The sequence below is a fragment of the Streptomyces sp. NPDC104761 genome (genome assembly GCF_055583445.1).
The window spans coordinates 392,910-418,109 of sequence record NZ_JBVJNZ010000005.1; the positions used below are offsets into that span (position 1 = coordinate 392,910).

The 25,200-nt window shown below is 71.2% G+C and carries 26 protein-coding genes; 10 read left to right on the forward strand and 16 right to left on the reverse strand.

Annotation, left to right across the window (positions count from 1 at the left end):
- Nucleotides 1-62 precede the first annotated feature (62 nt).
- From mqnE to ACZ63F_RS17310, 6 genes are all read right to left on the reverse strand, one after another.
- On the reverse strand, nt 63-1,226 hold the full coding sequence (gene mqnE, locus ACZ63F_RS17285) for an aminofutalosine synthase MqnE (protein WP_351486357.1): 1,164 nt from the start codon (nt 1,224-1,226) through the stop codon (nt 63-65).
- A 38-nt stretch (nt 1,227-1,264) separates the two neighbouring features.
- Nucleotides 1,265-1,720, reverse strand: coding sequence for an Lrp/AsnC family transcriptional regulator (locus ACZ63F_RS17290; protein WP_093499807.1), 456 nt, complete (start codon nt 1,718-1,720; stop codon nt 1,265-1,267).
- Between the two features lie 85 nt (nt 1,721-1,805).
- Nucleotides 1,806-2,450, reverse strand: a complete 645-nt coding sequence (locus ACZ63F_RS17295) for a UbiX family flavin prenyltransferase (protein WP_390642161.1) — start codon at nt 2,448-2,450, stop codon at nt 1,806-1,808.
- A gap of 55 nt (nt 2,451-2,505) precedes the next feature.
- Entirely contained in the window at nt 2,506-3,078 is a 573-nt protein-coding gene (locus ACZ63F_RS17300) for a Uma2 family endonuclease (RefSeq protein ID WP_256215860.1), read from the reverse strand.
- A 44-nt stretch (nt 3,079-3,122) separates the two neighbouring features.
- Nucleotides 3,123-4,025 (reverse strand): menaquinone biosynthesis prenyltransferase MqnP, encoded by a 903-nt coding sequence (gene mqnP / locus ACZ63F_RS17305; protein ID WP_469711888.1) that lies wholly within the window; start codon nt 4,023-4,025, stop codon nt 3,123-3,125.
- On the reverse strand, nt 4,022-5,479 hold the full coding sequence (locus ACZ63F_RS17310; RefSeq protein ID WP_469711889.1) for a menaquinone biosynthesis decarboxylase: 1,458 nt from the start codon (nt 5,477-5,479) through the stop codon (nt 4,022-4,024). Before ACZ63F_RS17310 ends, mqnP begins: the two co-directional genes overlap by 4 nt.
- Nucleotides 5,480-5,542: 63 nt before the next feature.
- Between ACZ63F_RS17310 and ACZ63F_RS17315 the strand changes: the two genes are divergently transcribed.
- Nucleotides 5,543-6,094: a TlpA family protein disulfide reductase gene (locus ACZ63F_RS17315; RefSeq protein ID WP_469711891.1), complete on the forward strand. Its 552-nt coding sequence runs from the start codon at nt 5,543-5,545 to the stop codon at nt 6,092-6,094.
- Between the two features lie 9 nt (nt 6,095-6,103).
- On the opposite strand, the gene ACZ63F_RS17320 is transcribed toward ACZ63F_RS17315, so the two are convergent.
- Nucleotides 6,104-6,589, reverse strand: coding sequence for a DUF3515 family protein (locus ACZ63F_RS17320; protein ID WP_469711892.1), 486 nt, complete (start codon nt 6,587-6,589; stop codon nt 6,104-6,106).
- Between the two features lie 130 nt (nt 6,590-6,719).
- Here ACZ63F_RS17320 and ACZ63F_RS17325 point away from each other — a divergent pair, with 130 nt between their 5' ends.
- Both ACZ63F_RS17325 and ACZ63F_RS17330 read left to right on the forward strand, forming a co-directional pair.
- Nucleotides 6,720-6,986, forward strand: coding sequence for a PLD nuclease N-terminal domain-containing protein (locus tag ACZ63F_RS17325; RefSeq protein ID WP_469711894.1), 267 nt, complete (start codon nt 6,720-6,722; stop codon nt 6,984-6,986).
- Between the two features lie 212 nt (nt 6,987-7,198).
- Entirely contained in the window at nt 7,199-8,077 is an 879-nt protein-coding gene (locus ACZ63F_RS17330; protein WP_469711895.1) for a hypothetical protein, read from the forward strand.
- A 213-nt stretch (nt 8,078-8,290) separates the two neighbouring features.
- On the opposite strand, the gene ACZ63F_RS17335 is transcribed toward ACZ63F_RS17330, so the two are convergent.
- The gene (locus ACZ63F_RS17335; RefSeq protein ID WP_469711897.1) at nt 8,291-8,641 is read right to left on the reverse strand and encodes a winged helix-turn-helix transcriptional regulator; all 351 of its coding nucleotides are present in this window, start codon (nt 8,639-8,641) and stop codon (nt 8,291-8,293) included.
- Nucleotides 8,642-8,768: 127 nt separating this feature from the next.
- Between ACZ63F_RS17335 and ACZ63F_RS17340 the strand changes: the two genes are divergently transcribed.
- The 3 genes from ACZ63F_RS17340 (at nt 8,769) to ACZ63F_RS17350 (ending at nt 11,312) form a co-directional block, all read left to right on the forward strand.
- Complete coding sequence (locus ACZ63F_RS17340) at nt 8,769-9,419, forward strand: FMN-dependent NADH-azoreductase (RefSeq protein WP_469711899.1); 651 nt, start codon at nt 8,769-8,771, stop codon at nt 9,417-9,419.
- A 110-nt stretch (nt 9,420-9,529) separates the two neighbouring features.
- Nucleotides 9,530-9,772 carry a chaplin gene (locus ACZ63F_RS17345; protein WP_469711900.1) on the forward strand — a complete coding sequence of 81 codons (243 nt, stop codon included), beginning with the start codon at nt 9,530-9,532 and terminating at the stop codon, nt 9,770-9,772.
- 148 nt (nt 9,773-9,920) lie between these two features.
- The gene (locus tag ACZ63F_RS17350; protein WP_469711902.1) at nt 9,921-11,312 is read left to right on the forward strand and encodes a purine-cytosine permease family protein; all 1,392 of its coding nucleotides are present in this window, start codon (nt 9,921-9,923) and stop codon (nt 11,310-11,312) included.
- A gap of 36 nt (nt 11,313-11,348) precedes the next feature.
- Here the strand turns inward: ACZ63F_RS17350 and ACZ63F_RS17355 are convergent, their stop codons facing one another.
- Nucleotides 11,349-12,338, reverse strand: coding sequence for a magnesium transporter CorA family protein (locus ACZ63F_RS17355; protein ID WP_469711904.1), 990 nt, complete (start codon nt 12,336-12,338; stop codon nt 11,349-11,351).
- Between the two features lie 140 nt (nt 12,339-12,478).
- The gene (locus ACZ63F_RS17360) at nt 12,479-13,789 is read right to left on the reverse strand and encodes a PucR family transcriptional regulator (RefSeq protein ID WP_469711905.1); all 1,311 of its coding nucleotides are present in this window, start codon (nt 13,787-13,789) and stop codon (nt 12,479-12,481) included.
- A 111-nt stretch (nt 13,790-13,900) separates the two neighbouring features.
- On the opposite strand from ACZ63F_RS17360, the gene ACZ63F_RS17365 reads away from it, so the two are divergent.
- The 4 genes from ACZ63F_RS17365 to ACZ63F_RS17380 all read left to right on the forward strand — a co-directional run bounded on the left by ACZ63F_RS17365 (nt 13,901) and on the right by ACZ63F_RS17380 (nt 19,061).
- Nucleotides 13,901-14,359, forward strand: coding sequence for a nucleoside deaminase (locus tag ACZ63F_RS17365; RefSeq protein ID WP_469711906.1), 459 nt, complete (start codon nt 13,901-13,903; stop codon nt 14,357-14,359).
- The gene (locus tag ACZ63F_RS17370) at nt 14,352-15,323 is read left to right on the forward strand and encodes an isopenicillin N synthase family dioxygenase (RefSeq protein WP_469711908.1); all 972 of its coding nucleotides are present in this window, start codon (nt 14,352-14,354) and stop codon (nt 15,321-15,323) included. The genes ACZ63F_RS17365 and ACZ63F_RS17370 overlap by 8 nt, the downstream gene beginning before the upstream one ends.
- Before the next feature lie 94 nt (nt 15,324-15,417).
- Nucleotides 15,418-17,514, forward strand: a complete 2,097-nt coding sequence (locus tag ACZ63F_RS17375) for a hypothetical protein (RefSeq protein WP_469711909.1) — start codon at nt 15,418-15,420, stop codon at nt 17,512-17,514.
- Nucleotides 17,514-19,061, forward strand: coding sequence for a type 1 periplasmic-binding domain-containing protein (locus ACZ63F_RS17380; protein WP_469711910.1), 1,548 nt, complete (start codon nt 17,514-17,516; stop codon nt 19,059-19,061). Before ACZ63F_RS17375 ends, ACZ63F_RS17380 begins: the two co-directional genes overlap by 1 nt.
- Nucleotides 19,062-19,104: 43 nt before the next feature.
- On the opposite strand, the gene ACZ63F_RS17385 is transcribed toward ACZ63F_RS17380, so the two are convergent.
- The 6 genes from ACZ63F_RS17385 to ACZ63F_RS17410 all read right to left on the reverse strand — a co-directional run bounded on the left by ACZ63F_RS17385 (nt 19,105) and on the right by ACZ63F_RS17410 (nt 25,055).
- The gene (locus ACZ63F_RS17385; protein ID WP_469711912.1) at nt 19,105-19,503 is read right to left on the reverse strand and encodes an SRPBCC family protein; all 399 of its coding nucleotides are present in this window, start codon (nt 19,501-19,503) and stop codon (nt 19,105-19,107) included.
- A 25-nt stretch (nt 19,504-19,528) separates the two neighbouring features.
- Nucleotides 19,529-20,623, reverse strand: coding sequence for a c-type cytochrome biogenesis protein CcsB (ccsB, locus tag ACZ63F_RS17390; RefSeq protein WP_351957434.1), 1,095 nt, complete (start codon nt 20,621-20,623; stop codon nt 19,529-19,531).
- Nucleotides 20,620-22,326, reverse strand: a complete 1,707-nt coding sequence (resB, locus tag ACZ63F_RS17395) for a cytochrome c biogenesis protein ResB (RefSeq protein ID WP_469711914.1) — start codon at nt 22,324-22,326, stop codon at nt 20,620-20,622. Before resB ends, ccsB begins: the two co-directional genes overlap by 4 nt.
- A 3-nt stretch (nt 22,327-22,329) precedes the next feature.
- Nucleotides 22,330-23,106 carry a cytochrome c biogenesis CcdA family protein gene (locus ACZ63F_RS17400; protein ID WP_352354180.1) on the reverse strand — a complete coding sequence of 259 codons (777 nt, stop codon included), beginning with the start codon at nt 23,104-23,106 and terminating at the stop codon, nt 22,330-22,332.
- A gap of 1 nt (nt 23,107) precedes the next feature.
- Nucleotides 23,108-23,698: a TlpA family protein disulfide reductase gene (locus ACZ63F_RS17405; protein WP_469711916.1), complete on the reverse strand. Its 591-nt coding sequence runs from the start codon at nt 23,696-23,698 to the stop codon at nt 23,108-23,110.
- Between the two features lie 91 nt (nt 23,699-23,789).
- Nucleotides 23,790-25,055, reverse strand: coding sequence for a polysaccharide deacetylase family protein (locus tag ACZ63F_RS17410; protein ID WP_469711917.1), 1,266 nt, complete (start codon nt 25,053-25,055; stop codon nt 23,790-23,792).
- Nucleotides 25,056-25,200: the final 145 nt, after the last annotated feature.

Genomic DNA, 25,200 nt, shown 5'->3' on the forward strand with positions numbered 1-25,200 from the left:
CGCGGGGCACTGCGCGACGAGCCACGACGCACCCGCACCCGACATCGCACCGTCGGCCCGCCTCACACCCGCATCGGCTGCGGGGACTCCCGGCGGGCCGGGTCCGGGCCGTCGTACTCGCGGATGATCTCGTACCGCGTGTTCCGCTCCACCGGGCGGAAGCCCGCGTCGCGGATGAGGTCCAGCAGGTCCTCGCGGGTCAGCTTGTTCGGCGTGCCGTAGTTGTCCGCGTCGTGCGTGATCTTGTACTCGACGACCGACCCGTCCATGTCGTCGGCCCCGTGCTGCAGCGCCAGCTGCGCCGTCTGCACGCCGTGCATGACCCAGAAGACCTTCACGTGCGGAACGTTGTCGAACAGCAGCCGGGACACCGCGAAGGTCTTCAGGGCCTCCGCGCCGGTCGCCATCTGGGTCCGGGCCTGGAGCCTGTTCCTGACCTTGCCGTCCTTCATGTCCACGAAGTCGTGCTGGTAGCGCAGCGGGATGAAGACCTGGAAGCCGTTCGTCTCGTCCTGGAGCTCGCGCAGGCGCAGCACGTGGTCGACGCGGTGCCGGGGCTCCTCGATGTGGCCGTACAGCATGGTGCACGGGGTCTTGAGACCCTTCTCGTGCGCCAGGCGGTGGATCCGGGACCAGTCCTCCCAGTGGGTGCGGTGGTCCACGATGTGCTGGCGGACCTCCCAGTCGAAGATCTCCGCGCCGCCGCCGGTCAGCGACTCGAGACCCGCGTCGATCAGCTCGTCGAGGATCTCGGAGGCCGACAGCCCGGAGATCGTCTCGAAGTGGTGGATCTCCGTCGCCGTGAAGGCCTTCAGCGAGACGTTCGGGAGAGCCGCCTTCAGCTCGCGCAGCGACCGCGGGTAGTAGCGCCACGGCAGGTTCGGGTGCAGGCCGTTGACGATGTGCAGCTCGGTGAGGTTCTCGCCCTCCATCGCCTTGGCGAGCTTCACCGCCTCCTCGATGCGCATCGTGTACGCGTCCTTCTCGCCCGGCTTGCGCTGGAACGAGCAGTACGCGCAGGACGCGGTGCACACGTTCGTCATGTTGAGGTGGCGGTTGACGTTGAAGTGGACGACGTCGCCGTTCTTGCGGGTGCGCACCTCGTGGGCGAGGCCGCCCAGCCAGGCCAGGTCGTCCGACTCGTACAGCGCGATGCCGTCCTCGCGGGTCAGCCGCTCACCGGCCCTGACCTTCTCCTCCAGCTCACGCTTGAGCCCGACGTCCATGCCCACACCTCTCTACGACAACTCCGACCACCGTACTTCTACGCCTCTTCGGGAAGTTCCCCGACCCGGTTCTCCCACTTCGTGGACAGCACGATCGTGGTACGGGTCCGGGAGACGCCCTTCGTCCCGGACAGCCGCCGGATGGTCTTCTCCAGGCCGTCCACGTCCGACGAGCGCACCTTGAGCATGAAGGAGTCGTCGCCGGCGATGAACCAGCAGTCCTCGATCTCCGGCAGGTCCCGCAGCCGCTGCGCCACGTCCTCGTGGTCGGCCGCGTCGGAGAGGGAGATGCCGATGAGGGCGGTGACGCCGAGGCCGAGCGAGGCCGCGTTGACGGTGGCGCGGTAGCCGGTGATGACCCCGGCCGCCTCCAGCCGGTTGATGCGGTCGGTGACGCTGGGTCCCGACAGTCCGACGAGGCGGCCCAGCTCAGCGTACGAGGCCCGGCCGTTCTCCCTCAGGGCCTGGATGAGCTGCCTGTCCACGGCGTCCATGCGATCGAAGCCTTCCGCTGAAGATTTCCCGAAGTAGATGAGAGGTGGTGCAGAGGTGCTGCCGGGGTGGTGCCGGGGGATGGTGCTACTTGCTTCCGCCGCCGAGGTCCCCTTCCCAGCGGCGGTAGAGCCGGTGCCCGACACCTGCCGCGTCCAGCACCCGCCCGGCGACGAAGTCGACCAGGTCCTGGATGTGGGTCGCGCCCGCGTAGAAGGCGGGGGAGGTCGGGACGACGACCGCCCCGAGGTCGTCCAGGGTGACCAGGTGGCGCAGGGTCTGGCCGTTCAGCGGGGTCTCGCGGACGGCGACGACGAGAGGGCGGCGCTCCTTCAGGGTGACACTGGCCGCCCGCTGCAGCAGGTCCTTGGAGAGGCCGAGCGCGACCCCGGCGACGGCGGCGGTGGACGCCGGCACGATCACCATGCCCTTCACCGGGTACGACCCGGAGGACGGCCCCGCGGCCAGGTCCCCGGCGCTCCAGTACCGCACCCGCGCGAGGTCCACCCGGAAGGTCCCCGGCTTGCCGTCGGCCCCCCGCGCCAGCCATTCCCCCAGGTCGTCCCGCCAGTGCGCGTCCCGGAAGGAGATCCCGGTCTCGTCGAGCAGGGTGAGCCGCGAGGCCCGGCTGACCACCAGGTCGACGCTCTCCCCCGCGTCCAGCAGGGCACGCAGCACAGCAGCGGCATAGGGCGTTCCGGACGCCCCGGACACCCCCACGATCCAAGGCACGCGCTGCGTTTCTCCTGCGTTCACATCTTGAGCGTACCGGCGCGCCGGGCGAGGTTCAGGCCGGGTGGGGGGCCTCGGGGTCGACGCGGAGGCGGGACGTGTCCACCGTGAGGCTGCCGAGCTTCGTCTCCACGGTCAGCTTGCCCCCGTAGGAGAGCGTGTCCCGGCCCAGGTATCCGTCCGGGCCGGGGTTCCACAACGTGACAAGGTGTCCCGTGCGCGGATCGAAAATCAGGTAGTTGGGGATACCGCGAGCCGCGTACTGCTTGTTCTTCACCTCGTAGTCGTTGCGGACGCTGCTTGGTGAGACCACCTCGATCGCCAGCTCCACCAGGTCGGGTGGGTAGGAGGTGAGGTTGCGGTTCTTCTCGGCTTCGGGAATGACCGCGAGATCGGGGCAGAACTCGAAGTCGTCACTGAACGGGATCGCCACGTCGCTGATGAAGCCCCATTCCGGGCCCAACTGGGGTTCGAGCTGCGTCCACACCCTCACGATGGTCTCGTTGTGGAACGGCCGGAGCGGACTCATCACGATGTTGCCCTCGACAATCTCCATCCGGTACCCGCGGAACATGTCCTCGTACCGGGCGAGCTGCGAGTGCAGGCGGTCGCTGTCCGAGACGGTCACGTCGGCCTCCCTCTCTCTGCACTCGATGGTAGGCCGCACCGTATTCAGACGGTCAGACCCCGAACCAGGAGATCCAGCAAGGCGCACACGAACAGGGCAATCCCGATGAACCCGTTGACGCTGAAGAAGGCGCGGTTGAGGCGGGACAGGTCGTGCGGGCGGACGATGGAGTGCTCGTAGGCGAAGGCGCCGGCGACGATCACCAGGCCGAGCCAGAAGAACGCGCCCGCGTGGGTGACCACGGCGTACCAGACGAACAGGCCGGTCACCACCGCGTGGCAGACCCGCGCCCCCCAGATCGCCGCCGGGATGCCGAAGCGGGCCGGGACCGACATGACGCCGATCTCGCGGTCGGTCTCGACGTCCTGGCAGGCGTAGATCAGGTCGAAGCCGCCGATCCAGATGCCGACGGCCAGGCCCAGGATCACCGCGTCCCAGGACCACTCGCCGGTGACCGCGAGCCAGCCGCCGATCGGGCCCATGGCCTGGGCGAGACCGAGGATGGCCTGCGGGAAGTTCGTGAACCGCTTGCCGTAGGGGTACACCACCATCGGGATCACCGCGACGGGGGCCAGGGCCAGGCAGAGGGGGTTCAGGAGGGCCGCCGAGCCGAGGAAGACGGCGACCGCGATCAGCGCGCCGGTCCAGGCATGCCTGACGCTCATCGCGCCGGTGACCAGCTCGCGGTGGGCGGTGCGCGGGTTCCGGGCGTCGATCTCGCGGTCGATGATCCGGTTGACGGCCATCGCGAAGGTACGCAGGCCGACCATGCAGATCGTGACCAGGAGCAGCCTGCCCCAGTGGATGTTCCGGTCCAGCTCGAACATCGCGGTCAGCGCGGCGATGTACGCGAAGGGCAGGGCGAAGACCGAGTGCTCGATCATCACCAGCCGCAGGAAGGCTTTCGTGCGTCCCGGCTGCGGGAGTGCTGCGGAGGCGGAGCTCACAGGCCGTACTCCTTCCAGCGGCGGTCCACGAGAGCCGCCGTATCCGGGTCCGACAGGACCATGTCCGGCCAGCCCCCGTCCCGTGTGTAGCCCTCCTCGGGCCACTTCTTCGTCGCGTCGATGCCCGCCTTGCCGCCCCAGAACTGCTGGTAGGAGGCGTGGTCGAGGTGGTCGACGGGGCCTTCCACGACCGTGAGGTCACGGGCGTAGTCGGTGTTGCCGAGCGCCCGCCAGGCGACCTCGTGCAGGTCGTGGACGTCGCAGTCGGAGTCGACGACCACGATCAGCTTGGTGAGCGACATCATGTGCGCCCCCCAGACGGCGTGCATGACCTTCTGCGCGTGCTTCGGGTACTTCTTGTCGATCGAGACGATCGCACAGTTGTGGAAGCCGCCGGCCTCGGGGAGGTGGTAGTCCACGATGTCCGGGACGATGATCTTCAGGAGGGGCAGGAAGAAGCGCTCGGTGGCGCGGCCGAGGGGTCCGTCCTCCGTCGGGGGGCGGCCGACGACGATCGACTGGAGCAGCGGGCGCTTGCGCATCGTCACGCAGTCGATGGTCAGCGCCGGGAACGGCTCCTGCGGCGTGTAGAAGCCGGTGTGGTCGCCGAACGGGCCCTCGGGCAGCATCTCGCCCGGCTCCAGCCAGCCCTCCAGGACGACCTCGGCGTTGGCGGGGACCTGGAGCGGAACGGTCTTGCAGTCGACCATCTCGATCCGCCGGCCGGCGATGAACCCGGCGAACAGGTACTCGTCGATGTCCCCGGGGAGCGGGGCGGTGGAGGCGTAGGTGACGGCGGGCGGGCAGCCGAAGGCGATCGCGACCGGGAGCCGCTCGCCCCTGCGCGCCGCCACCTGGTAGTGGTTGCGGCTGTCCTTGTGGATCTGCCAGTGCATGCCGATGGTGCGCCGGTCGTGGCGCTGGAGGCGGTACAGACCCAGGTTGCGGATGCCGCTCTCCGGGTCCTTGGTGTGGGTCAGCCCCAGGTTGAAGAAGGAGCCGCCGTCCTGCGGCCACGTGAACAGCGCCGGCAGCTGGTCGAGGTCGACGTCGTCGCCGGTCAGGACCACCTCCTGGACCGGAGCGTCCCCGGACTTCACCTTCTTCGGCGGTACGTGCGTCATCGCGCCGAGCTTGCCGAACGCCTCGCGCACACCGACGAAGCCGTGCGGCAGTTCGGGGCGCAGCAGCCCGCCGATCTTCTCGGAGATCTCCCCGTACGACTTCAGGCCGAGGGCCTTGAGCAGCCGCCGGTCGGTGCCGAACACGTTCATCGCGAGGGGCATGCTCGACCCCTTCACGTTCTCGAAGAGCAGGGCCGGTCCGCCGGACTTCTGCACCCGGTCGACGATCTCCCCGACCTCCAGATACGGGTCGACCTCGGCCTTGACACGCTTGAGGTCTCCCTCGCGCTCCAGTGCCCGGAGCAGGGAGCGAAGATCGTCGTAAGCCATGTGTCCCAGTATCGGCCACCCGGGGTCCGGGCCCGGCCACCGCCCCCTGCATACTCGTCGGCCGTGAGACGTCATCCCCGGTTACCGCTGCTCGCCCTGCTCGTCGCCGTCGCGCTGTCCGGCTGCACGCCGGTACGGGAGTCGGCCGGCCCGCCGGTCTCCCCGCTGACCCGGATACCGGCCGCCGACCGCGAGCCGGCCCCGGACCTCACCGGCACCAGCCTCGACGGCAAGCCGGTCAGCCTCTCCCGCTACCGCGGCAAGGTCGTCGTCCTGAACGTCTGGGCGTCCTGGTGCGGGCCCTGCCGCGCCGAGGCTCCCGAACTGTCCAGGGCGCAGCAGGCGCTGGCGGCGAACGGCGTCCAGGTGCTGGGGGTGGACACGGACGCCCGGCGGGACAGGGGGCGGGCGTTCCAGGACGAGCACCACCTGGTGTACCCGAGCCTGCACGACCCCGGCAGCCGCAAGCTCGTCCGGCTGCCCAAGGGGTACCTGCCGCAGGCGTTGCCGTACACGCTCTTCGTCGACCGGCACGGGAAGATCGCCGCGAAGTACCTCAGCCCCCTCACGGCGGCCGACGTGCGCACCATCACCCGGCCGCTGCTTGCGGAGTAGCGCGCCCGGTCACCCGCCGCCGGAGGCAAGGCACTTGTCGCCGGACCGGATCGGCGCCACGAGGTGGCTCACGTCCACCAGCACCGCGTCGAGACCCGCCACGGAGCCGGCGACGGAGACCTCCACGGCGGGGCTGCGGCCGTAGGTGACCAGTTCCTTGCGGCCGGTCCCCGCCGCCTGCCGCCAGACCCAGTCGACACCGTCCACGCCGACGCACGCGTCGGTGGTGGGCCCCGGCGGGTTCACACCGCACCGCAGCTCCACGGTCCCGTGCCCCCACACGGCGAGTCCCTCGAAGGTCACCCGGTCCCGGGCGGCACCTCCGAGCCGGTCCGGGTACCGGTCGGCGAGGCGCGCACACGCCGGGTCCCGCGCGAACGGCCCCTGCGCCAGCCCGAACACCGGCGAGTCCAGCTCACCGGCGACCAGCCCACCGCCGGCCCCCAGCCCCACCACGACCACCCCGACCGCGACCCGCCCCCTGCGCACACCCACCGCTCCCCCTCCCGTCGAAGGAACCCCATGATGCCGGGACGCCGATCCGCCGACGCTGGAGGCGTCCGTCCATTGCCCGACCCGCTGCCCCCACCGACATCGAGCGGCCGACTTCAGTAGTCTGGCCGCCATGCTCAGGTACCTGCCCTACTTGCTGGTCCTCGCCCTGTGGATCTACGCCTTCGTGGACTGCCTGAACACCCCCGAGGACGAGGTCCGCGCCCTGCCGAAGCTGGCGTGGGTGTTCGTCATCCTGCTCTTCGGCGAGGTCCTGGTCGGCCCGGTGGCCTGGCTGGTGGCGGGCAGGACCCGGCAGCCGCGCGAGCGTTGGATCGCCCCGGACGACAACCCGGAGTTCCTGAAGTCCCTGAAACCGGACGATCCGCGCACCGACTGATTGTCACCCTGGCGGCCGGACCCAGGGTTCGGACATCCTCAGGAAGCGGCCTTCATCTGAGTACGCGTGCTCAGGTGGAGGGTGGGCGAGGCGAGGCAGAGTGCTCCCGTTGCGGAAGGCGATCACGGGGGTGCGCAGTGACGAGCTCGGGGGCAGCTGAACCGGTACCAGGCCTGCGGCGGCCGCGTGGGCGCACGCTGCGGGCGGCCGGCGTGGGGTTCGGCCTCACGGTGGCGCTGTTCCTCGCGGAGTGGCTGCTGGTCTCTTCCTCCGCCTGCCGGAACGCCCCCGACTGGGGCTGCGTCGGGGTGGTCGTGCTGTGGGGCGACGCCATCCCGTTCGTGCTGCTTGTCGTCGGGTGGCCGGTGTTGCGGATGCTCGGGGTGCGCCCGGCGTGGCTCACCGCGCTGCTCGGCGTCGGTCTGAGCTGGTACCTGCTGCGGTATCTGACGGCGCTGGACACACTCCCCGCGCTCCCGGGCGGCATCAGCTGGGTCCAGTTCGCGCTGCCGACCGCCGCCTTCGCCCTCGCTGCGTGGTTCACCGCGTCTCTGCGCCCGTGGCTGCCGCGCGTGGCGACGGTGGTGGCGCTTGCGCTGGTGGTGCCGGTGAACACGTTCGCCGTCTCGCAGGCCGACGACAGCCGGCAGGATGCGGCCTTGTCGGCGAGCCGGGTCCCGCTGCTCGGACCGCGGGTCCCCAGCGGCTACCACATCGAGGGTGTCGGGACCGAGACCCTCACCGCGCCCACCTTCTTCTACCGTCTCGCCCCCGACGGCCGAAAGGCGACCACCATGGCGGAGCTGCACCGGGAGGTCCAGGTCGTCGTCGCGCCGGTGCAGCCGCAGTTCACCCCACCGTCGCACTGCGCCGCGGTCAACTCCAGCTATCCCGTCCCGGCCCCCGCCTGTACCGCCGTCGCACCGGGGGTGTGGCGTTCGGGGAACTCGCAGTACGTCTCCTACTACATCCGGGTCGGCGACACGGTGGCGGACATCCAGGCAACATCGCCGCCGGTGAGCGCGGCCATGCTGACCTCGATCGCGCGGAGTATGAGCGTCCGTCAGCCGTCCTACTTCACCGGAGGATGAGGGGCAGTCCGGCAGTCTGTGCTGCGGCCCTGCCGACGAGCTGCCCACGGGCCGCGAAGTCGCCCGCGGGTACTCCGCTGACCTGCGACGGCCAACCTTGCTGTCCCAAGGAATTGTCCGCTTGCGGGAGACGCGCCGGAGCCCACCGGCCCGGATCTTCTTCCTTGCCGGGGCAGTGCCGGGGCAGTGTGACAGGCGCCCCGTAGCCGGCCGTCAGCAGGGCGAGTCCGGCAGGTGCTCCCGCGCCCACTCCCCGAGCGCCTTCAGCGACGGCTCCAGCGCGGCGCCCGCCGCGGTGAGCCGGTACGAGACCCGCAGGGGCGGGCCCTCGTCGACCTCGCGGACCACGAGTCCCGCCGCGCCCAGTTCGGCGAGCCGGTCGGAGAGCATGCGCTCGCTGATGCCGGGAACGGCACGGCGCAGGCTGGCGAAGTGGGTGGGCTGATCCAGCAGGACGGACAGGATCGGGCCGTTCCAGCGCTTGCCGAGCACCTGGAAGACACGCGTGATGCCGTCATCGACGCCCTTGCACGCTTCCGGGTCATGGACCTGCTCCACCGCCATGGCATCAGGGTACAGCCCCACCGGAAGGAAGGAGCTGCAAAAAAGTAAGCACCTGTGTTATCTATAGCTGAGTACGAATTCTCAGCCCTGCGGCTCTGTCCTGGGCCCGTGTATCCGGAGACCTCTCATGGCCACGCTTCTCCACATCGACTCGTCCCTCCTCCCGGGCGGCGCCTCCTCCTCCCGTGCCGTCACCGACGCCTTCCGCACGGCCTGGCTGGCGCAGCACCCCGACGGCAAGGTGATCTACCGCGACCTCGCGGCCGACCCCGTACCGCACCTGAACGCGGCCGCCCACACCGCCGGTTTCGCCGACCCCGCCACCCACAGCCCCGAGCAGGCGGACGCCTTCGCGGCCCGCGTGCGGCTGATCGAGGAGCTGGAGCAGGCGGACGCGGTGCTCATAGGCGCCCCGATGTACAACTTCACGATCCCCTCGACGCTCAAGGCGTGGCTGGACAACGTGGTGCTGTTCGGCCGCACGATGGGCGAGACGCCGTCCGCCAAGGGCACGCCGGTCACCGTCGTGGCCAGCCGCGGCGGCTCGTACGCGCCGGGCACCCCGCGGGAGCCGTACGAGTACGTCCAGAACTACCTGTCCGCGCTGCTCGGCGACGGCCTCGGCCTGGACGTCGACTTCATCGTGCCGGAGCTGACGATGGCCCCGCAGAACCCGGCGATGGCCGAGCTCGTGCCGCTCTACGAGGCCTCCCGCGACCGCGCCCTCCAGGACGCGGCCAGCAAGGCGAAGGAGCTGGCGGACCGCCTCGCCGCGTGACGTGAGCACCGGCCCCGGGGCCGGTTGCGCCGATCGGACCAGCACCGCGTGCGGGCCCGGTGACGGGCGGTTGTGATGGACGCGTTCGCACCCCCTACCAGGAGGCTTTCATGCGCATCCGAGCCCTCGCCGCCACCGGCGCCCTCGCCACGGCTCTCGTCCTCGGCGGCACCACCGCCGCGTTCGCCGACAACGGGGCCGACGCCACCGGTTCCGTGGCCAACAGCCCGGGCGTACTGTCGGGCAACCTCATCGAGGTGCCGATCAGCACTCCGATCAACCTGTGCGGCGACAGCGTCGACGTCATCGGCCTGCTCAACCCGGCGGCCGCCAACGCCTGCACCAACGGCTGACCCGGTCGAAGCGCTGCGCACCGAGCTTCCGGAGGACGCCAGACCTCCGGAAGCTCCCGCATGCGTGCAGGTTGTACGCCGGTGAGCCGCCCGAAGCGGACAGTGCGCCCCTGGGCCGCACCGGGAGCGATCCCGACACTTACCTCGTATGACGACTGCTCCCGCCGGTTCCACCACCAGCATCGCGCCCGAGTACGGCGACCGGGTCATCGCCGTGGAGGCGGCGGGCTCGGAACCGATCCCCGACGCCGAACGCCACGGCAGCCCGCTCCAGTTGCTGTGGACCTGGGCCTCTCCCAACATCGAGTTCGCGACCGTCTACATCGGCGTGATCGCGGTCCTCTTCTTCGGCCTGGACTTCTGGACGGCGACCGCCGCGATCCTGCTGGGCACCGCGATCGGCGCGGTCACCCAGGGCGTGCTGTCCCTCGACGGGCCACGGTTCGGCGTCCCGCAGATGGTGATCGGCCGCTTCTCCTTCGGCTTCCTCGGCAACATCCTGCCCTCCGCCGCCAACGGCCTGCTCGCGGGCGTCGGCTGGTTCGCGGTGAACAGCGTGAGCGCCGCCTTCGCCCTCAACACCCTGACCGGCCTGCGCCCGCTCCCCTCCCTCCTCCTCGTCGTGGTCGCCGAGATCCTGATCGGCTTCATCGGCCACAACTTCGTGCACACCTTCGAGAAGTACGCGTTCCCGGCGCTCGCGGTGATCTTCCTGCTGGCCGGCGTGTGGACCTTCAAGGACGCGGACCTCGGCGGGGGCGGCTCCGGAGGCGGCGTCGGCGGCTTCCTGCTCGCGTTCAGCGCGGCCTGGGGCTACGCGGCCGGCTGGAACCCGTACGCCACCGACTACTCCCGCTACCTGCCGCGCACCGCGAACAAGGTGAAGACGGTCCTGTGGCCGGCCGTCGGCCTGTTCGTGTCGGTGTCGATCGTCGCCGTCATCGGCGCGGCCTCGGCGACCATCATCGCCCCGAAGGACGCCACGCCGACGGCCGCCTTCACCGGCCACCTCCCCGGCTGGCTCGGCGACCTCGTCCTCCTCGCCATCATGCTCGGCGGCGTCTCGGCGAACGCCCTCAACGTGTACTCCGGCGCGATCTCCATCGCCTCCTTCGGCCTCAAGCTCCCCACCTGGCTGAGCCGCAGCGCCCTGGTCGTGGTCTCCGGCATCGCCGGTACGGCCGCCGCCTGGGCCTCGCTGGACGACGCGGGCGCGGCCTACGAGGCGTTCCTGCTCGTCATCGCCTACTGGGTGGCGCCCTGGCTGGGCGTCGTCCTGGTGGAGCGGTGGCTCCAGCGCCGTACCGCCACGGACGCGGAACTCTCCGCCCGCCTCACCGACCGCACCTTCACCAACTGGCCGGGGCTGGCCGCCCTGCTGATCGGCGTAGCGGTCTCCGTCCCCCTCTTCTCCAACCAGGAGGACTACGTCGGCTACGTCCCGAAGCACTGGCCGTCCTTCGGCGACATCACCCCGCTGGTCGGCTTCGCGCTGAGCGCCCTCCTCTACGCCGCGCTGCGAAAGCGCCCTCGCGTCTAGCGCCCCAAAGCGGCGCCGGGGGTACCCCCGGCGCCCTCAGTCGTCGTCCCGCAACCGCCGCCAGATCCGGCTCCGGTGCAGCAGGAACAGCGACCCGACCACAGCGATCAACTGGAGACCCACGGCGAGCAGCCAGAACTCGTCGCGGGTCTCCAGCCGGTTCGTCAGGAACTCGAAGTTCATGCCGAAGAACCCGGTCAGGAACGACAGCGGCAGGAAGATCACCGACACGATGGCCAACCGGTTGATCACGCCGTTCTGTTCGCCCGCGACCAGCGAGCCGTAGCTGGCGAAGGCCCGGCGGCTCGCGTCCTGGAGGGACTCGATGTCCGCGAGGACCAGGCGTGACGCCCGCTGGAACTCCTGGGCCAGCCGCTGCCGCTCCACCGGGAAGTCGGGGCTCAGCATCCTGCGGGTGATCACCTCGTCGACCCCCTGGAGGTAGGGCAGCAGGGCGTGGTGCAGGACGGCGGAGTGGCGGCGCAGCTGGGACAGCCGGTAGACCTGCTCGGGGCGCCGCGCCTCGAACATGTCGTCCTCCAGCTCCTCCACCTGGAGCAGCGCCTGCACCGCGGCCCGCCGGAACGTCGAGAGCGCTTCCTGGAGCAGCAGGAACAGCGCGGCCACCGCGTCGCGCGGCCGCTCCCGCCGCACCAGTGCCCTGATGTCCCCCGCCAGGCCGGCCCGGCGGCCCCAGTGGACGACCACCAGGAAGGTCTCGGAGGCCAGGGCGTGCACATGGTGGACCTGGCCGGCCCGGACCACCGGCACGACGAACCCGGCGGTGTCGCCCAGGAACTCGGCCCGCGGGGACCCGCCCGGCCGGCCGAACCACTCCAGGTCCTCGTCGTCGAGGCCGAGCTGCCGGACCACCGGCTCCTCGGCCGGGCCCTCCGCCGGTTCCTCCTCCTCGGGCAGTTCGACGCCGAGGAGGAGGAACCGGTCCGTGGCGAGCCGCCGGCGTGCCTCCGGCACGGGGACCGTCGTCGTACCCCCGTCCGGCACCGACACCACCGTCACGATCATCGATCGCCCTCACCGCTGATCCCGTCGCCCACGCTCCCAGCCTGCGTGCGGCCCGCGGTACGCGCACCCGCTGCCCCCCGACCAGGTGCGGGCCGTCCGGGCGAGGCGATGGCCCGGCCCGCAGCCGCGGCGCTCCGCGCCTAGGCGCTCCGCCAGAGGTGCCGCGCCATGTCGTCTGCCGACTGCCGCACCGTCGTGGCTGGTCGCGCAGTTCCCCGCGCCCCTTCAGGGCGCTGCCGCACCACCCGGTGCGCGCAGGCCGCCGTCAGGAGTTCGCCCAGCAGGTCCGGGTCGTCGATCTCCAGGCCGAGGAGGGACTCGATCCGCTCCAGGCGCTGGTAGAGGGACTGGCGGCCGATGTGCAGCAGGGCGGCCGTGCGGGTCGGGGAGCAGCCGTGCCGCAGGTGCACCTCCAGGGTGCGGACCAGGTCGCTGGGGTGGGCGGCCTCCCAGGCCAGCAGCGGGCCGAGGGTGTGCTGGACGAGCGCGGCGAGGCGGTCGCGGTTGGCGGCGACGCCGCCCCGGGTCAGCTCCCGCTCCAGGGCGAGGGCGCGGGCCGAGGTCACCGCCGGACCCTCGGGCACGGCCGGTTCGGCGGGCGGCACGGTCAGCGCGAGTTCGAGGGTGGTGCGGGCCGCGCGCAGCGTCTCGCTCCAGTGCAGCCAGCCGCCGGGTCCGACCCCGTGGCCGACGGCGACCGTCGCCCCCGCCTCGGCGGCGCCCCGGAACGCCTCCTGCACGGCCCGCACGGGATCGCCGGGGACGGCCGCCGGTACGGCGAGCAGCGCCAGGACGTCCCCCGGGAACACGGCCCGCAGCGCTCCGGCCCCGCCCAGCGCCCGCGCCGCCCGGTCCACCGCGCCCACGCCCCGGCTGCCGTGCAGCGAGACGCCGAGCAGCCGGGCGCCGGGGCCGGGGTGGAACCCGGCGAGGGCGGCCCGGGCCTCCACCTCGGGCTGGTTGAGGGCCTGCCCGTCGGCCAGGTCGGCGAGCAGCGCCGCCGCGTGGTCGTCGCCCCAGGGCCGGACGACCGTACGGCGGCCGGACAGTCCCCGGGCCACGATCGCCCGGTTCGCGGCCTCGGCGATCCGGACGAAGGGCACCACCCGGTGCAGGGCGAACAGCGGCAGGTCCAGGCGGCAGGCCTCGTCGGTCACCTCGGGCGGCATGCTGGGCAGGGCCCGCCCGACCTCCACCGCGAGACCGGCCGCACCGCGCGCCGCAAGCTCCCGCACGTACCGGCGGCGGACCTCGTCGCCGGCGTCGGTCAGCCCGAAGCCGTTGGTGAGGAGCAGTTCGCCGCCGTCGAGGAAGTTGGCGCCCTCGTAGACCTCGCTGGAGTGCACCCAGCGGACGGGGCGGTCGAGGGCGCCGTCGCCCGCGAGCAGTTCGGGGCGGGCCGCCCGCACGGGGTCGAGGGCGAGGACTTCGCGGAGGGTGAGTGCGGGCACGGCGGCCTCCAGGGGACGGGCACGGCCGCTGACATTTCGTCCGGCCGGGGGTTGCCCGGAGGCTACTTTCCGCACGTTGCCCACGTGTTTCGGCCACGGGAGAGTGTCGTCATGGACCCATTGCAAGCCCGTACCGCCCGTACCTGGCTCGCCACCGCCGTCGCCGAGGCCCGTGCGGGGCTCGCCGAGGGGGGCATCCCCATCGGTGCCGCGCTCTACGGCGCCGACGGCGCCCTGCTCGGCCGCGGGCACAACCGGCGGGTGCAGGACGACGACCCCTCGATGCACGCGGAGACGGCCGCCTTCCGTGCGGCGGGCCGGCAGCGGTCGTACCGGGGGACCACCATGGTGACGACCCTGTCGCCCTGCTGGTACTGCTCGGGTCTTGTCCGCCAGTTCGGCATCTCCCGGGTCGTGATCGGCGAGGCGGTCACCTTCCACGGCGGCCACGAGTGGCTGGCCGAACACGGCGTGGAGATCGTCCTGCTGGAGGACGCCGAGTGCGTCGCCCTGATGCACGACTTCATCGAGAACAACCCCGCTCTGTGGAATGAGGACATCGGTGAGTGAGCCCAGGCCCCGTATCCCCACCATCGATCTGCGTCCCTGGCTGGACGGTGACCCGGCGGCCCGGGAGGACCTCGCCCGGACCGTCGACTCCGCCCTGCGGACCGCCGGCTTCCTGCTCGTCACCGGGCACGGGGTCGACCCGGAGCTGCGCACCGCCGTCCGGGAGGCCGCGCGCCGGTTCTTCGCGCTTCCCGCCGAGGCCAAGCGGGTGTACGAGGCGAAGGTCGGCGGGCGCGGCTGGCTCGGGCCCGGCGCGGAGGCCAACGGCTACTCGGAGGGTACCGAGACCCCGCCCGACCTGAAGGAGTCGCTGACCTTCGCGACCCACGAGCCGTTCGAGGACCCGGTGGTCAACGCGGAGTGGTACGCGCCCAACGTGTGGCCGGCCGAGGTGCCGGAGCTGCGCACCCTGTGCGAGGAGTACCTGGACCGGATGGCCGACCTCGAGAAGGAGCTGCTGTCCCTGCTCGGGTACGCGCTCGGGCTCGAACGGGACTTCTTCTCAAGGCACATGGACCATCCGACGTACGGCTTCAACATCAACTGGTACCCGGGCACCGACGTGGTCGGCGAGCCCGAGCCCGGGCAGTTCCGGATCGGGCCGCACACCGACTTCGGGACGGTGACCATCCTGGACCGGCAGGCCGGCAAGGGCGGGCTGCAGGTGTACACCGACGAGGGCGGGTGGGAGGACGCGCCCTTCGACCCGGCCGCCTTCACCATCAACATCGGTGACCTGATGGCCCGTTGGACCGGCGACCGGTGGCGGTCGGGACGGCACCGGGTGCTGCCGCCGCCCACCGACGCGCCCGCCGAGGAGCTGATGTCCCTCGTCTACTTCGGCGAGTGCACCCCGGGCACCCTCGTCGAGTCCGTCCCGGCGCCGGTCGGCCGGGTCGCGTACCCGCCGGTCGACTCGCACGTCTACCTGCGGGAGAAGCTGGACTCCATCACCGTCGGCTGATCCCACAGCGTCAGGATTCGTGACCCAACAGTCATCATGCGATCTGGCCTGAAGCAACTCCCCCTTCCTACACTCGTGTTGAGGGGGGACTGCCTTGCACAGACGGCTGCACGGGCGCGGGGCGCTGTTCGACGTCGAGCCGGCCGGGCTCGTGCCGAGAATCGTCGGCTTACGGCCGTACCAGCATCGTGCCCTTCCCCTCGAACACCCCGGTGAGCTGCCGTTCGTCGTGCTGACCGGGGCGCGGGGGCTCGGCAAGAGCGCGGTGCTCGGCGAGCTGCGGGACGCGTACAAGGGGCACACCCCGGTCGCGTTCGCCGACTGCGCGGAGGCGCAGTTCGCGGGGCCGCCGCCGGAACGGCCCGCGGAGTCCTGGTCGCCGGTCGCACAGGCGCTCCTGGTCGTCGCCGAGCAGCTCGCCGAACCGGTCACCGGCGCCGGGCGCATCACCTTCCCGCGGCTGATGTCCGGTCTGGTCGCGGTGGCGGCCGGCGGCTGGGGCGACGCGGACTCGGAGCGGATCCGGCGCGAGGTGGAGCGGATCCTGCTGCTGAACGAGAGCGGCTCGTGGATCACCGGCTTCGCCGGGCGGTGGGCCGGGAAGGTCGCGGCGAAGGTGGTCGCCGCCGCGACCGGGACCGGGCCGCTGGTCTCCGGCGCCATCGAGGCCACCCTGGAGTCGGTCGCCGAGGGCTTCGCCAGCCGCCGCCACCAGAAGGCGTCGGTCTGGTACCGGACGTACCCGAACGCGGGCGGCCACGCCCAGCGCGGGCTGATCCTGCTCTCCGGGCACTTCCGCGCGGGCGGCACCTCCCGCGAGCACGCCGAGCGGTACCTCGTGCGGGCGCTGCTCGCCGACCTGACCGAGGCGTACGCGGGCGTGCTGCCGCGGATGCAACGGCTCGGCCGGCCGCTGGTGCTCGTCGACAACGTCCAGACCGGGCCGGGGCCCGGCCTGCTGGACGCGGTGCTCAGGGACCGCGCCGAGGGCGTCGCCGACCAGGTGGCCTTCGTCGCCGGACTGCGCGGCGACGGCCGGGAGCTGCTGCGCGGCGGCACCCGGCGGGAGCTGGCCGGGGTCGCCCGGCGCAGCGAGTGGACGCCGGACCCGGCCGTCCCCTCCTCGCGGGCGCTGCTGGTCGCGCTCCCGCCGCTGACCCCCGACGACACCCTGCACCTGGTCGGCGCCCCGGCCGCGCCGCAGCTCCCGCACGCCGTGCACCGGCTGACCCGCGGCAACCCGCTGGGCATCGCCCTGCTCGCCGAGGCCGCGGCGCAGCACCCGGAGCGGGCCGGATCGCTGGCCGACCTGCTGACCGCCGACGTACGGCCGGTCGAGGACGGCCCCGCCGCCCCCGCCTACCTCCGGCTCCTCGACCGGCTGGTCCCCGCCGACCGCCTCGACGAGCTGACCGTCCTCGCCGCCGCCCACGACCACGACTCGGCGTGCGCGCTGGCCGCCGCGCTGCTCCCGGACGACTTCGGCCCGGCCGACGTACGCGCCCTGCAGAACCGGCTGGCCGAGGAGGGACTGCCCACCGTGCCCGGCCAGTTCGTCGGGGACCCTTTCGTGCGGACCCTGCTGCTGCTCCGGCTGCACCTGCGGGACGCCGACCACAGTGGCTGGCGCACCGCCCACGAGACGCTGGTCGCGTACTACACCGAGGACCGGCCGGACGCGCACGCCCGCTTCCGGCTCCACCACCAACTGGCCCTGGGCCGGACCGGACCGGCCGTCGCCCACCTGCGCGACAGCTTCCCGGTCCTGGACACCCGCGGCTGGCTGCACACTCTGCGCTTCGTCGCCGCCGCGCCCTACTTCCACGCCCACGACGCCGAAGGCCGCGACTTCACCGGCCACGGTGACCGGCGGGCCGCGGTGGCGCTCGGCCGCACGGACGCCCAGCAGCGGGTGCCGGACGGCGTGGACGGCGTACTGCACCTGCGGATACGGCGGTTGCTGCACGCGGTGTGGCTGCTGACCGACCCGCTGGTGCTGCCCGACCCGAAGGTCGCCGACCGGCTGCGGTTCGAGCTGGAGCAGCTGTCCAACCTGCGGCCGGCCGGCAACGCGCTGCTGTGGCGGGCCTCCCGGGACTGGCCGGCGGCCGCGCTGGCGGGACGTCCGCCGGCGGAGGACGGGGACGACGAGGGTGACGCGGGCGACGACGAGCGGAGCGGGGTGGCGTGATGGCGGGGCGGGGCGTGGGCACGTGGTTGCGTGAGGGCGTCTGGGAGATTCCGCTCCGCCGCTATCTGGCCCTGCTGGTGACGGCCGCGGTGGTCGCCGGGCTGGTCGTCGGGGTGCGGGCGGCCGTCCACGACGAGCGGTCCTGCGCGCCGGGGGTGGCCCGCCCCGAGGGCAGCGACGAGTGCGTGGGCGTGGCGACGACCGCGTACGACTTCGGGCATCCGCAGCTGCGGAACACCGTGCAGGCGATCGCCCGCGAGAACGCCCGCCTGAGGCCCGGGAGTTACGTCACGGTCGCGGTGATGCTGCCCTACACCGCGACGGCCGCGGCCAGCCTCGCCGACATCCAGCACGAGCTGCAGGGCACCTACCTGGCCCAGTACCAGGCCAACCACGAGTCCAACGGCCAGTCCCCGGCGATCCGGCTGGTGCTGGCCAACCCCGGGGCGACCAGCCAGTACTGGCAACGGATGGTCACACAGCTGGCGGGCATGACCGGCGGCACGGACCGGCTGCGGGCGGTCGCCGGCGTCGGGCAGAGCACCGACGACAACAAGAAGGCCGTCAAGGAGCTGACCCGGCTGGGCATCCCGGTGGTCGGCTCGTCGATCACCGCGGACGACCTCGCCAACGGCCAGGACGGCAAGGACCCCTACCCCGGCCTCGCCCGGGTCTCTCCCACCAACACCGACGAGGCCCGCGCCCTAACCTCCTTCGCGAAGGTGAGCGCGGGCCGGGCGCTGCTCGTCTACGACAAGCCGGGCGACCCGTACACGCGCACGCTCCAGACGTCGTTCGCGGCGCTGATCAACGGCTCGCCGTACGAGCCGCAGCCGTTCACGCCGCCGGCCGACCGCAGCAAGGAGGGGACGACCGCGAACACCTTCCGGCAGATCACCAACCTGGTCTGCGACACCTCGCGGACGACGGACACGATCCTGTTCGCGGGGCGCCACACCCAGCTGCGGCAGTTCGTCAACGCGCTGGGCGGACGAGGCTGCCAGGACCGGAAGTTCACGGTGCTGACCGGGGACGAGGGGTCGTACCTGACCGGCGAGGCGAAACTGGACCGCAGCGCCCTGCGGCACAACCTCTCCGTCCGCTACACCGCCCTTGCCCATCCGGACGCGTGGGGCAGGGGCAGCCCGCGGACGGGCGGTTCGGCGGCGGACATGGCGACGCTGAGCGGGTTGCTGAAGAGCGCGGCGAAGGCACCGGTGGGGCCGGTCGGGCCGGTGGCCCTGGAGGACGGTCAGCTGATCATCGCCTACGACGCGATACGGCTCGCGGTGCACGGGATTCGCGAGGCGGTGCCGGAGGGGAGGTCCGTGCCGGTACTCGCCGACGTGGGGCTGCAGTGGCCGCAGGTGAAGGGGTCGCTGCGGGTGGACGGGGCGAGCGGGTGGATCTGCCTGGACGCGCACGGGAATCCGTACGACAAGGCGGTACCGATCGTCGAGCTGCGGCCGGAGGGCGGGTCCAGGTTCGTGACCATCGCGTGGCCGGAGGGGAAGCCGCCGAGTGCGGAGTGTCTGCCGCCGTCGTAGGCGGTGCGGGTGGGTGGGGGCTGGTCGCGCAGCTACCGCTCCTTCAAGGACCCAGGGTTTCAATCAAACGTTCGAAACGCGCTCGCCACGCCGGCTCCGTCTCCACCTCGCCCTTGAACTCGTGGGTGAAGCGCAGGGCGCTGCCGGTCTCCCCGTCGCGCTCCAGGTGGAAGCGGATTCTGCCGCCGCCCTCCACCGTGTACTCGGCGATGCGGTCGACGTCCCAGGCGGTCACCGTGCCCGTGCCCAGGTCACCGAGGGTGACCGTGCCGCCCAGGCGCGGTTGCAGGACGTCGGCCGTGGTGAACCAGGCGGCCAGGCCCGCCGGGGTGGACAGGCTCGGCCAGACCCGGTCCGCCGGTTTCGGGAGGCGCACCAGGAAGTGGAGGATGTGCGTTCTCCCGTGGGTCTGACTGGTGCCCTGTTCTATGGAACCGGTCATGACACCAGTGTCGCCCCTGGCGGGATCAGACGCCCGCGTAGGAGTGCTTGCCGGTGACGAAGATGTTGACGCCGTAGTAGTTGAAGAGCCAGCAGCCGAAGGCGATCATCGCCAGGTAGGCGGCCTTGCGGCCCTTCCAGCCGGCGGTGGCGCGGGCGTGCAGGTAGCAGGCGTAGGCGACCCAGGTGATGAAGGACCAGGTCTCCTTGGGGTCCCAGTTCCAGTAGCGGCCCCAGGCGCTGCCGGCCCAGATCGCGCCCGCGATGATCGTGAAGGTCCACAGGGGGAAGACGGCCGCGTTGACGCGGTACGCGAACTTGTCGAGGGACGCCGAGGCGGGCAGGCGCTCCAGCACCGAGGTGGCGAAGCTGCCGGGCTTGCCGCCGTTCTCCAGCTTGCTCTCGTAGGCGTCCTTGAAGAGGTAGAGGATCGTGGCCACCGCGCCGACGTAGAACACCGCGCCGCAGAAGATCGCCGTCGAGACGTGGATGTACAGCCAGTACGAGTGCAGGGCCGGGACCAGCGGCTCGCTCGCCGTGTAGAGGACGGTGACCGCGAGGCCGAGGTCGAGGAGGACCGTGGTGATCAGGAAGAGGCCGAGCCAGCGGACGTTCTTCTTCAGGGCGAGGAGCGTCAGGTAGACGGCGACCGCGACCGTGGAGAACGTGATGTTGAACTCGTACATGTTGCCCCACGGCGCCCGCTGCACGGAGGCCGCGCGGGTGACCACGCCCGCCAGCTCCACGAGGAAGGCGAGGACCGTGAGGGAGATCGCGATCCGGCCGTAGAGGTCGCCCTGCTCGTCGCCGCCGTGGGCGCCGGGCCCGTCCGGCACGTCCCGCGAGCCCGCCGAGGAGCGGACCACGACCTGGGGGCGCTCCAGCACGGCGGTGCCGCCGGCCTTCTTGACCGTCACGGCGGGCGCCTTCTTCGCCGCCGCGTCGGTGGTGAGCGCGTTGGCGGTGCGCGCGACCCGGCTGCGGCTGCCGAGCAGCCACTCGAAGATGTAGGCGAAGAAGGCCAGCGTGTAGACGGCCATCGAGGAGTAGATGAGCGTGTTGCTCATGCTCGCGAGATGCTCGTTGGTCGCGGCGAGCGTGGTCACGGCTGGGGAAGTCATCGCTTCTCAGGCCCTTCGGCAGGTACGACTTCGGGGTTGGGGGAGGTGACGGGTTCGTCGTCTTCTTCGGCGTCGGGGGCCCCTGGCGCCTGGTCGTAGAGGATTCCCGCGAGGTCGCCCAGTTCCTCCGGCACCTTCGCGGACTCGCTGCGGCCCAGCCCGGCCATCTCCACCACGGTGACGCCGTCGGGGCCCTGCACCGCGCGCACCCACACGCGGCGGCGCTGGATGAACAGCGAGGCGGCCAGGCCGAAGATCGCGGCGAGCGCGCCGCCCAGCGCCCAGCCGCTGCCGGGCTCCTGGACGATCTCGAAGCCGGCCCATTCCCTGACGTCCTTCCCGAACGTCACGGACCCGGCGCCGTTCGGCAACTGCATGGTCTGGCCCGGCTTGAGGTTGTCCCGGAACTGCGCGCCCTTGGAGTCCTTGAACTCCTTCATGTGGGTCTTGTCGAGCTGGTACACGCTCTGCGGGATGCCCGAGTTGACGCCCAGGTCACCGTGGTACGGCGTCAGGTTCAGCACCGGGTTGTCGAGCGCCGGGAAGCTGGAGAGCACCGAGGAACCGCCGCCGTAGGTCGGCAGGAAGAACAGCGAGATGCCGAGCTGCTCGCTGACGCCCTTGGCGTCCTGGTAGCCGTCCATCACCTTCACCACGCCCTGGGAGGTGACGTTGCTGTCGAGCGGGAGCAGCGGGACGGCGTCGTGGTAGACGACCTTGCCCTTGCTGTCGCGGACCGTGATGACGGGCGCGTAGCCGTGGCTGACGAGGTAGACCTTGGCGTCGTCGATGTGCAGCGGCTCGTTCACCTTGATGGTGGTCCGCTTCGACTTGCCGTAGGCGCCCACGCTGTAGTCGACGTCCGCGGCGAAGGAGACCGCTGTGCCCTTGCTGGGACCGCTGGTCTGGTAGGTGGCGTGGAAGTTCTTCAGGTCGAAGCTGAACGGCACCAGGTCGTCGGTGCTGAACATGGAGCCGGACTTGAAGTCGTCGTACTGCAGGATCGAGTTGGCGAACCCGTCGCCCTCGACGACCAGCTTGGTGCCGTCCGACTTGTACATCTGGCCGGAGGCGAAGGCGATCAGCAGCACGATCAGCGCGACGTGGAAGACCAGGTTGCCGAACTCGCGGACGTAGCCCTTCTCGGCGGCGACCGCGTCCCCGGCGAGGTGCGACCGGAAGCGCCGCTTCTTCAGCAGCTTCAGCGCCGCCTCGCGGACCTCCTCCGGCGCGGCCGTGGTCCGCCAGGTCGTGTACGCCGGGAGCCGGTCCAGCCGCTTGGGGGCGCCCGGCGGACGGCCGCGCAGCTGGCCCACGAACTGCCAGGCGCGCGGGATGATGCAGCCGACGAGCGAGACGAACAGCAGGATGTAGATCGCCGAGAACCACACCGAGCTGTAGACGTGGAAGAGGCCGAGCTTGTCGTAGACCGGTGCGAGCGTCTTGTGGGACTTCTGGAATTCGGCGACCTTGTTGATGTCGGCGCCGGACTGCGGGATCAGCGAGCCGGGGATCGCGCCCAGCGACAGCAGCAGGAGCAGCAGCAGTGCGACCCGCATCGAGGTGAGCTGCCGCCAGAACCAGCGGGCCCAGCCGATCACCCCGAGCCCGGGGGCGGCCGGCGGCTCGGCCGGGGCGGTGGACAGCTGCGAGCCCGCCGCGCCGAGGTCCGGCTCGCTGTTGTCGGTTTCGGTCTTGCTCATCGATCAGATCCCCACAGTGAAGCCGTCGGACCAGCCCTGCATCTCCTGCACGAGGCTGTCCCAGGCCCCGGTCAGCAACAGCACACCGGTCACGATCATCATCGTGCCGCCGATGCGCATCACCCAGACATAGTGGCGCTTGACCCAGCCGAAGGCGCCGAGCGCCTTGCGGAAGGCGACCGCGGTGAGCACGAAGGGGACACCGAGGCCGAGGCAGTAGGCGACGGTCAGTATGGCGCCGCGGCCGGCGCTCGCCTGGCTGAAGGACAGGCTCGTGACGGCCGACAGGGTCGGGCCGATGCACGGTGTCCAGCCGATGCCGAACAGCGCGCCCAGCAAGGGCGCCCCGGCCAGACCGGCCACCGGCCGCTTGTGGAAGCGGAACTCGCGCTGGGTGAACCAGGGCATCATGCCCATGAAGAACACGCCCATGGCGATCATCAGCACCCCGAGCACCCTGCTGAGGATGCCGGACTGCTCCTGGAGGGTCTGACCGAAGTAGCCGAACAGGGCCCCGCCGGACACGAACACGGCGGTGAAGCCGAGGACGAAGAGGGAGGCGCCGACCGCCATCCGCCCCCGCCGGGCCTCCGCCAGGTCGGTGCCGGCGACCCCCGTGACGTACGAGAGGTAACCGGGGACGAGGGGCAGCACGCAGGGCGAGAAGAAGGAGACGAGCCCGCCGAGCAGCGCGATCGGGAGGGCGACCAGCAGGGCGCCGTTCATGACGGTCGTGTTCGGTCCGTCTGTCGCGGCCGCGACCGTGAGGAGTGCGCTCACGTCACTTCTCCGCGACGACCGGCTTGACCATCTTCAGCAGGCTCTCCTCGCTGAGCGCCGCCAGCGAGCGCGCCGCGATCTTCCCCTGCCGGTCGAGTACCAGGGTGGAGGGGATGGCCTGCGGGTTGAGCGTGCCCTTCTTGAAGCGGAGCATCAGCTTGCCCGTCGGGTCGTACAGGCTCGGGTAGTCGATGCCGTTCTGCTTCTCGAAGGCGACCGCGGAACCGGTGCTGGTGTCGCGGGTGTTGATGCCGACGAACTGGACGCCCTTGCTCGCGTACTCCTTGGAGACGGCGGCGAAGTTGGGCGCCTCGGCCCGGCAGGGGCTGCACCAGGAGCCCCAGACGTTGATGACGACGACCTTGCCCTTGTAGTCGGCGACGTCGAGCGTGCCGCCGTCGATGGTCTTGCCGGACAGGTCGGGGGCCGCCGCGCGGTGGCCCTCCGCAACCGTGTCGATGCCGTCCTTGCCGGTGACGAAGTTGGTGTTGCCGCCTCCGCCGGACGTGCCGCCGTTGCCGCACGCGGACAGGGTCAGGGCTGCCGCGGCGGCCGTGGCGCCGAGCAGGAGGGCGCGGCTACGGGTACTCATGTGAAAAGTTTCGCATGCCCGTTCTGGGGATCTTGCGCACCCCCCTGGGTCCGGGATTCGCCCCTTTTCAGGCCGCCGCACCCCGCTTGTTTCAGGCCGCCGCACCCTGCTTCAGGAAGGCCTTCCACCCACCGGCCGGCCGCTGCCCCACGTCCAGGGTGCGCAGCTTCGTCAGGACCTCCGGCTTCTGTACGTCCATCCAGTCCACGAACTGGCGGAAGGAGACCAGGCGGACGTCGGCGCCCTTCTCCTTCTCGCGGGCGATGTGCTTGAAGGCCTGCTCGACGGCGTCCATGTAGATGCCGCCGTTCCATTGCTCGAAGTGGTTGCCTATGAAGAACGGCGCCCTGTTTGTCGTGTATGCCCGCTGGAATCCCGCTATGTACGCCTGGGCCGACTGGGTCCGCCAGTGCGGGTAGTTGTAGGCGGGGGCCTTGGTCGAGTTGACCGACTGGTTGGCGAGCATGTTGTAGTCCATGGAGAGGACCTCGAAGGAGCGGCCCGGGAACGGTATCTGCTGCAGGGGCAGGTCCCAGATGCCCAGCTTCTTCTCCGGCCAGACCTGGCGGCCGCCGGGCGAGGAGGCGTCGTAGCGCCAGCCGAGCTCGCGTGCGGTGGGCAGCAGGTTGTTCTGGCCGAGCAGGCAGGGGGTACGGCCGCCGACCAGCTCCTTGTCGTAGTCGAAGGGGAGCGGGGGCAGGTCGGTCCAGCCGGAGTTGGTCCGCCACTCCTTCACGAACGCCTTGGCCTGGTCTATCTCGCTGCGCCACTGCTTGGGCGTCCAGTTGCCGACGGTGCCGTAGCCGCCGCAGAAGTGGCCGTTGAAGTGGGTGCCCACCTCGTGCCCTTCGAGCCAGGCCCGGCGGACGTTGGCGAGCGTCGCCTTGATGTGCTCGTCGGTGAGGTAACCGATGTCGGAGGCGCCGCGGGGGTTGTTCGGGGGGTCGTAGAGCCGCTTCTTCGACTCAGGGAGCAGGTACAGCCCCGAGAGGAAGAAGGTCATCGACGCGCCGTGCTCCTTGGCCAGGTCCAGGAAGCGGGGGAAGAGGCCGGTGCCGACCTCGCCGGCGCCGTCCCAGGAGAAGATCACGAACTGCGGCGGGGTCTGGCCGGGCTCCAGCGGCTCGGGGGCGGCGGGCTGGTGGGGCTGCTTGCCGCTGTCGGCGGTGGAGCCGTCGCCGAGGGGGCGGGCGCTCGGCGTCTTCGACGGCTTCTTCGACGGCTCCTTGGTGGAACCGGCGGCATGGGTCGAGCCGTCCGAACCGGTGAGTGTGCCGCAGCCGGCGAGGCCGAGTGCGAGTCCGGCCGTGGCACCCGCGCCGGCGCCGAGCATTCCCCTTCGGGTGAAGGTCCGCATGGTTCCCCGATTCGTCACGTCCTCTGGTGGTCACCCACTCAGAGGGCGGGACGAACGGGGAGGTTCCCGAAGGAACCATATATTTTCAGACTATTCTCATGAAGCCAGGTGAAGCTGCCTGCAGCCGGTTGAAGCCGGCTTGAAC

Bases quoted from the DNA above. Each gene is read 5' to 3' on its own strand.
- mqnE (WP_351486357.1), bottom strand. From the start codon at position 1,226: ATGGACGTCGGGCTCAAGCGTGAGCTGGAGGAGAAGGTCAGGGCCGGT.
- ACZ63F_RS17290 (WP_093499807.1), bottom strand. From the start codon at position 1,720: ATGGACGCCGTGGACAGGCAGCTCATCCAGGCCCTGAGGGAGAACGGC.
- ACZ63F_RS17310 (WP_469711889.1), bottom strand. From the start codon at position 5,479: ATGGCTTACGACGATCTTCGCTCCCTGCTCCGGGCACTGGAGCGCGAG.
- ACZ63F_RS17325 (WP_469711894.1), top strand. From the start codon at position 6,720: ATGCTCAGGTACCTGCCCTACTTGCTGGTCCTCGCCCTGTGGATCTAC.
- ACZ63F_RS17335 (WP_469711897.1), bottom strand. From the start codon at position 8,641: ATGGCGGTGGAGCAGGTCCATGACCCGGAAGCGTGCAAGGGCGTCGAT.
- ACZ63F_RS17340 (WP_469711899.1), top strand. From the start codon at position 8,769: ATGGCCACGCTTCTCCACATCGACTCGTCCCTCCTCCCGGGCGGCGCC.
- ACZ63F_RS17345 (WP_469711900.1), top strand. From the start codon at position 9,530: ATGCGCATCCGAGCCCTCGCCGCCACCGGCGCCCTCGCCACGGCTCTC.
- ACZ63F_RS17350 (WP_469711902.1), top strand. From the start codon at position 9,921: ATGACGACTGCTCCCGCCGGTTCCACCACCAGCATCGCGCCCGAGTAC.
- ACZ63F_RS17355 (WP_469711904.1), bottom strand. From the start codon at position 12,338: ATGATCGTGACGGTGGTGTCGGTGCCGGACGGGGGTACGACGACGGTC.
- ACZ63F_RS17365 (WP_469711906.1), top strand. From the start codon at position 13,901: ATGGACCCATTGCAAGCCCGTACCGCCCGTACCTGGCTCGCCACCGCC.
- ACZ63F_RS17380 (WP_469711910.1), top strand. From the start codon at position 17,514: ATGGCGGGGCGGGGCGTGGGCACGTGGTTGCGTGAGGGCGTCTGGGAG.
- ACZ63F_RS17385 (WP_469711912.1), bottom strand. From the start codon at position 19,503: ATGACCGGTTCCATAGAACAGGGCACCAGTCAGACCCACGGGAGAACG.
- ccsB (WP_351957434.1), bottom strand. From the start codon at position 20,623: ATGACTTCCCCAGCCGTGACCACGCTCGCCGCGACCAACGAGCATCTC.
- resB (WP_469711914.1), bottom strand. From the start codon at position 22,326: ATGAGCAAGACCGAAACCGACAACAGCGAGCCGGACCTCGGCGCGGCG.
- ACZ63F_RS17405 (WP_469711916.1), bottom strand. From the start codon at position 23,698: ATGAGTACCCGTAGCCGCGCCCTCCTGCTCGGCGCCACGGCCGCCGCG.
- ACZ63F_RS17410 (WP_469711917.1), bottom strand. From the start codon at position 25,055: ATGCGGACCTTCACCCGAAGGGGAATGCTCGGCGCCGGCGCGGGTGCC.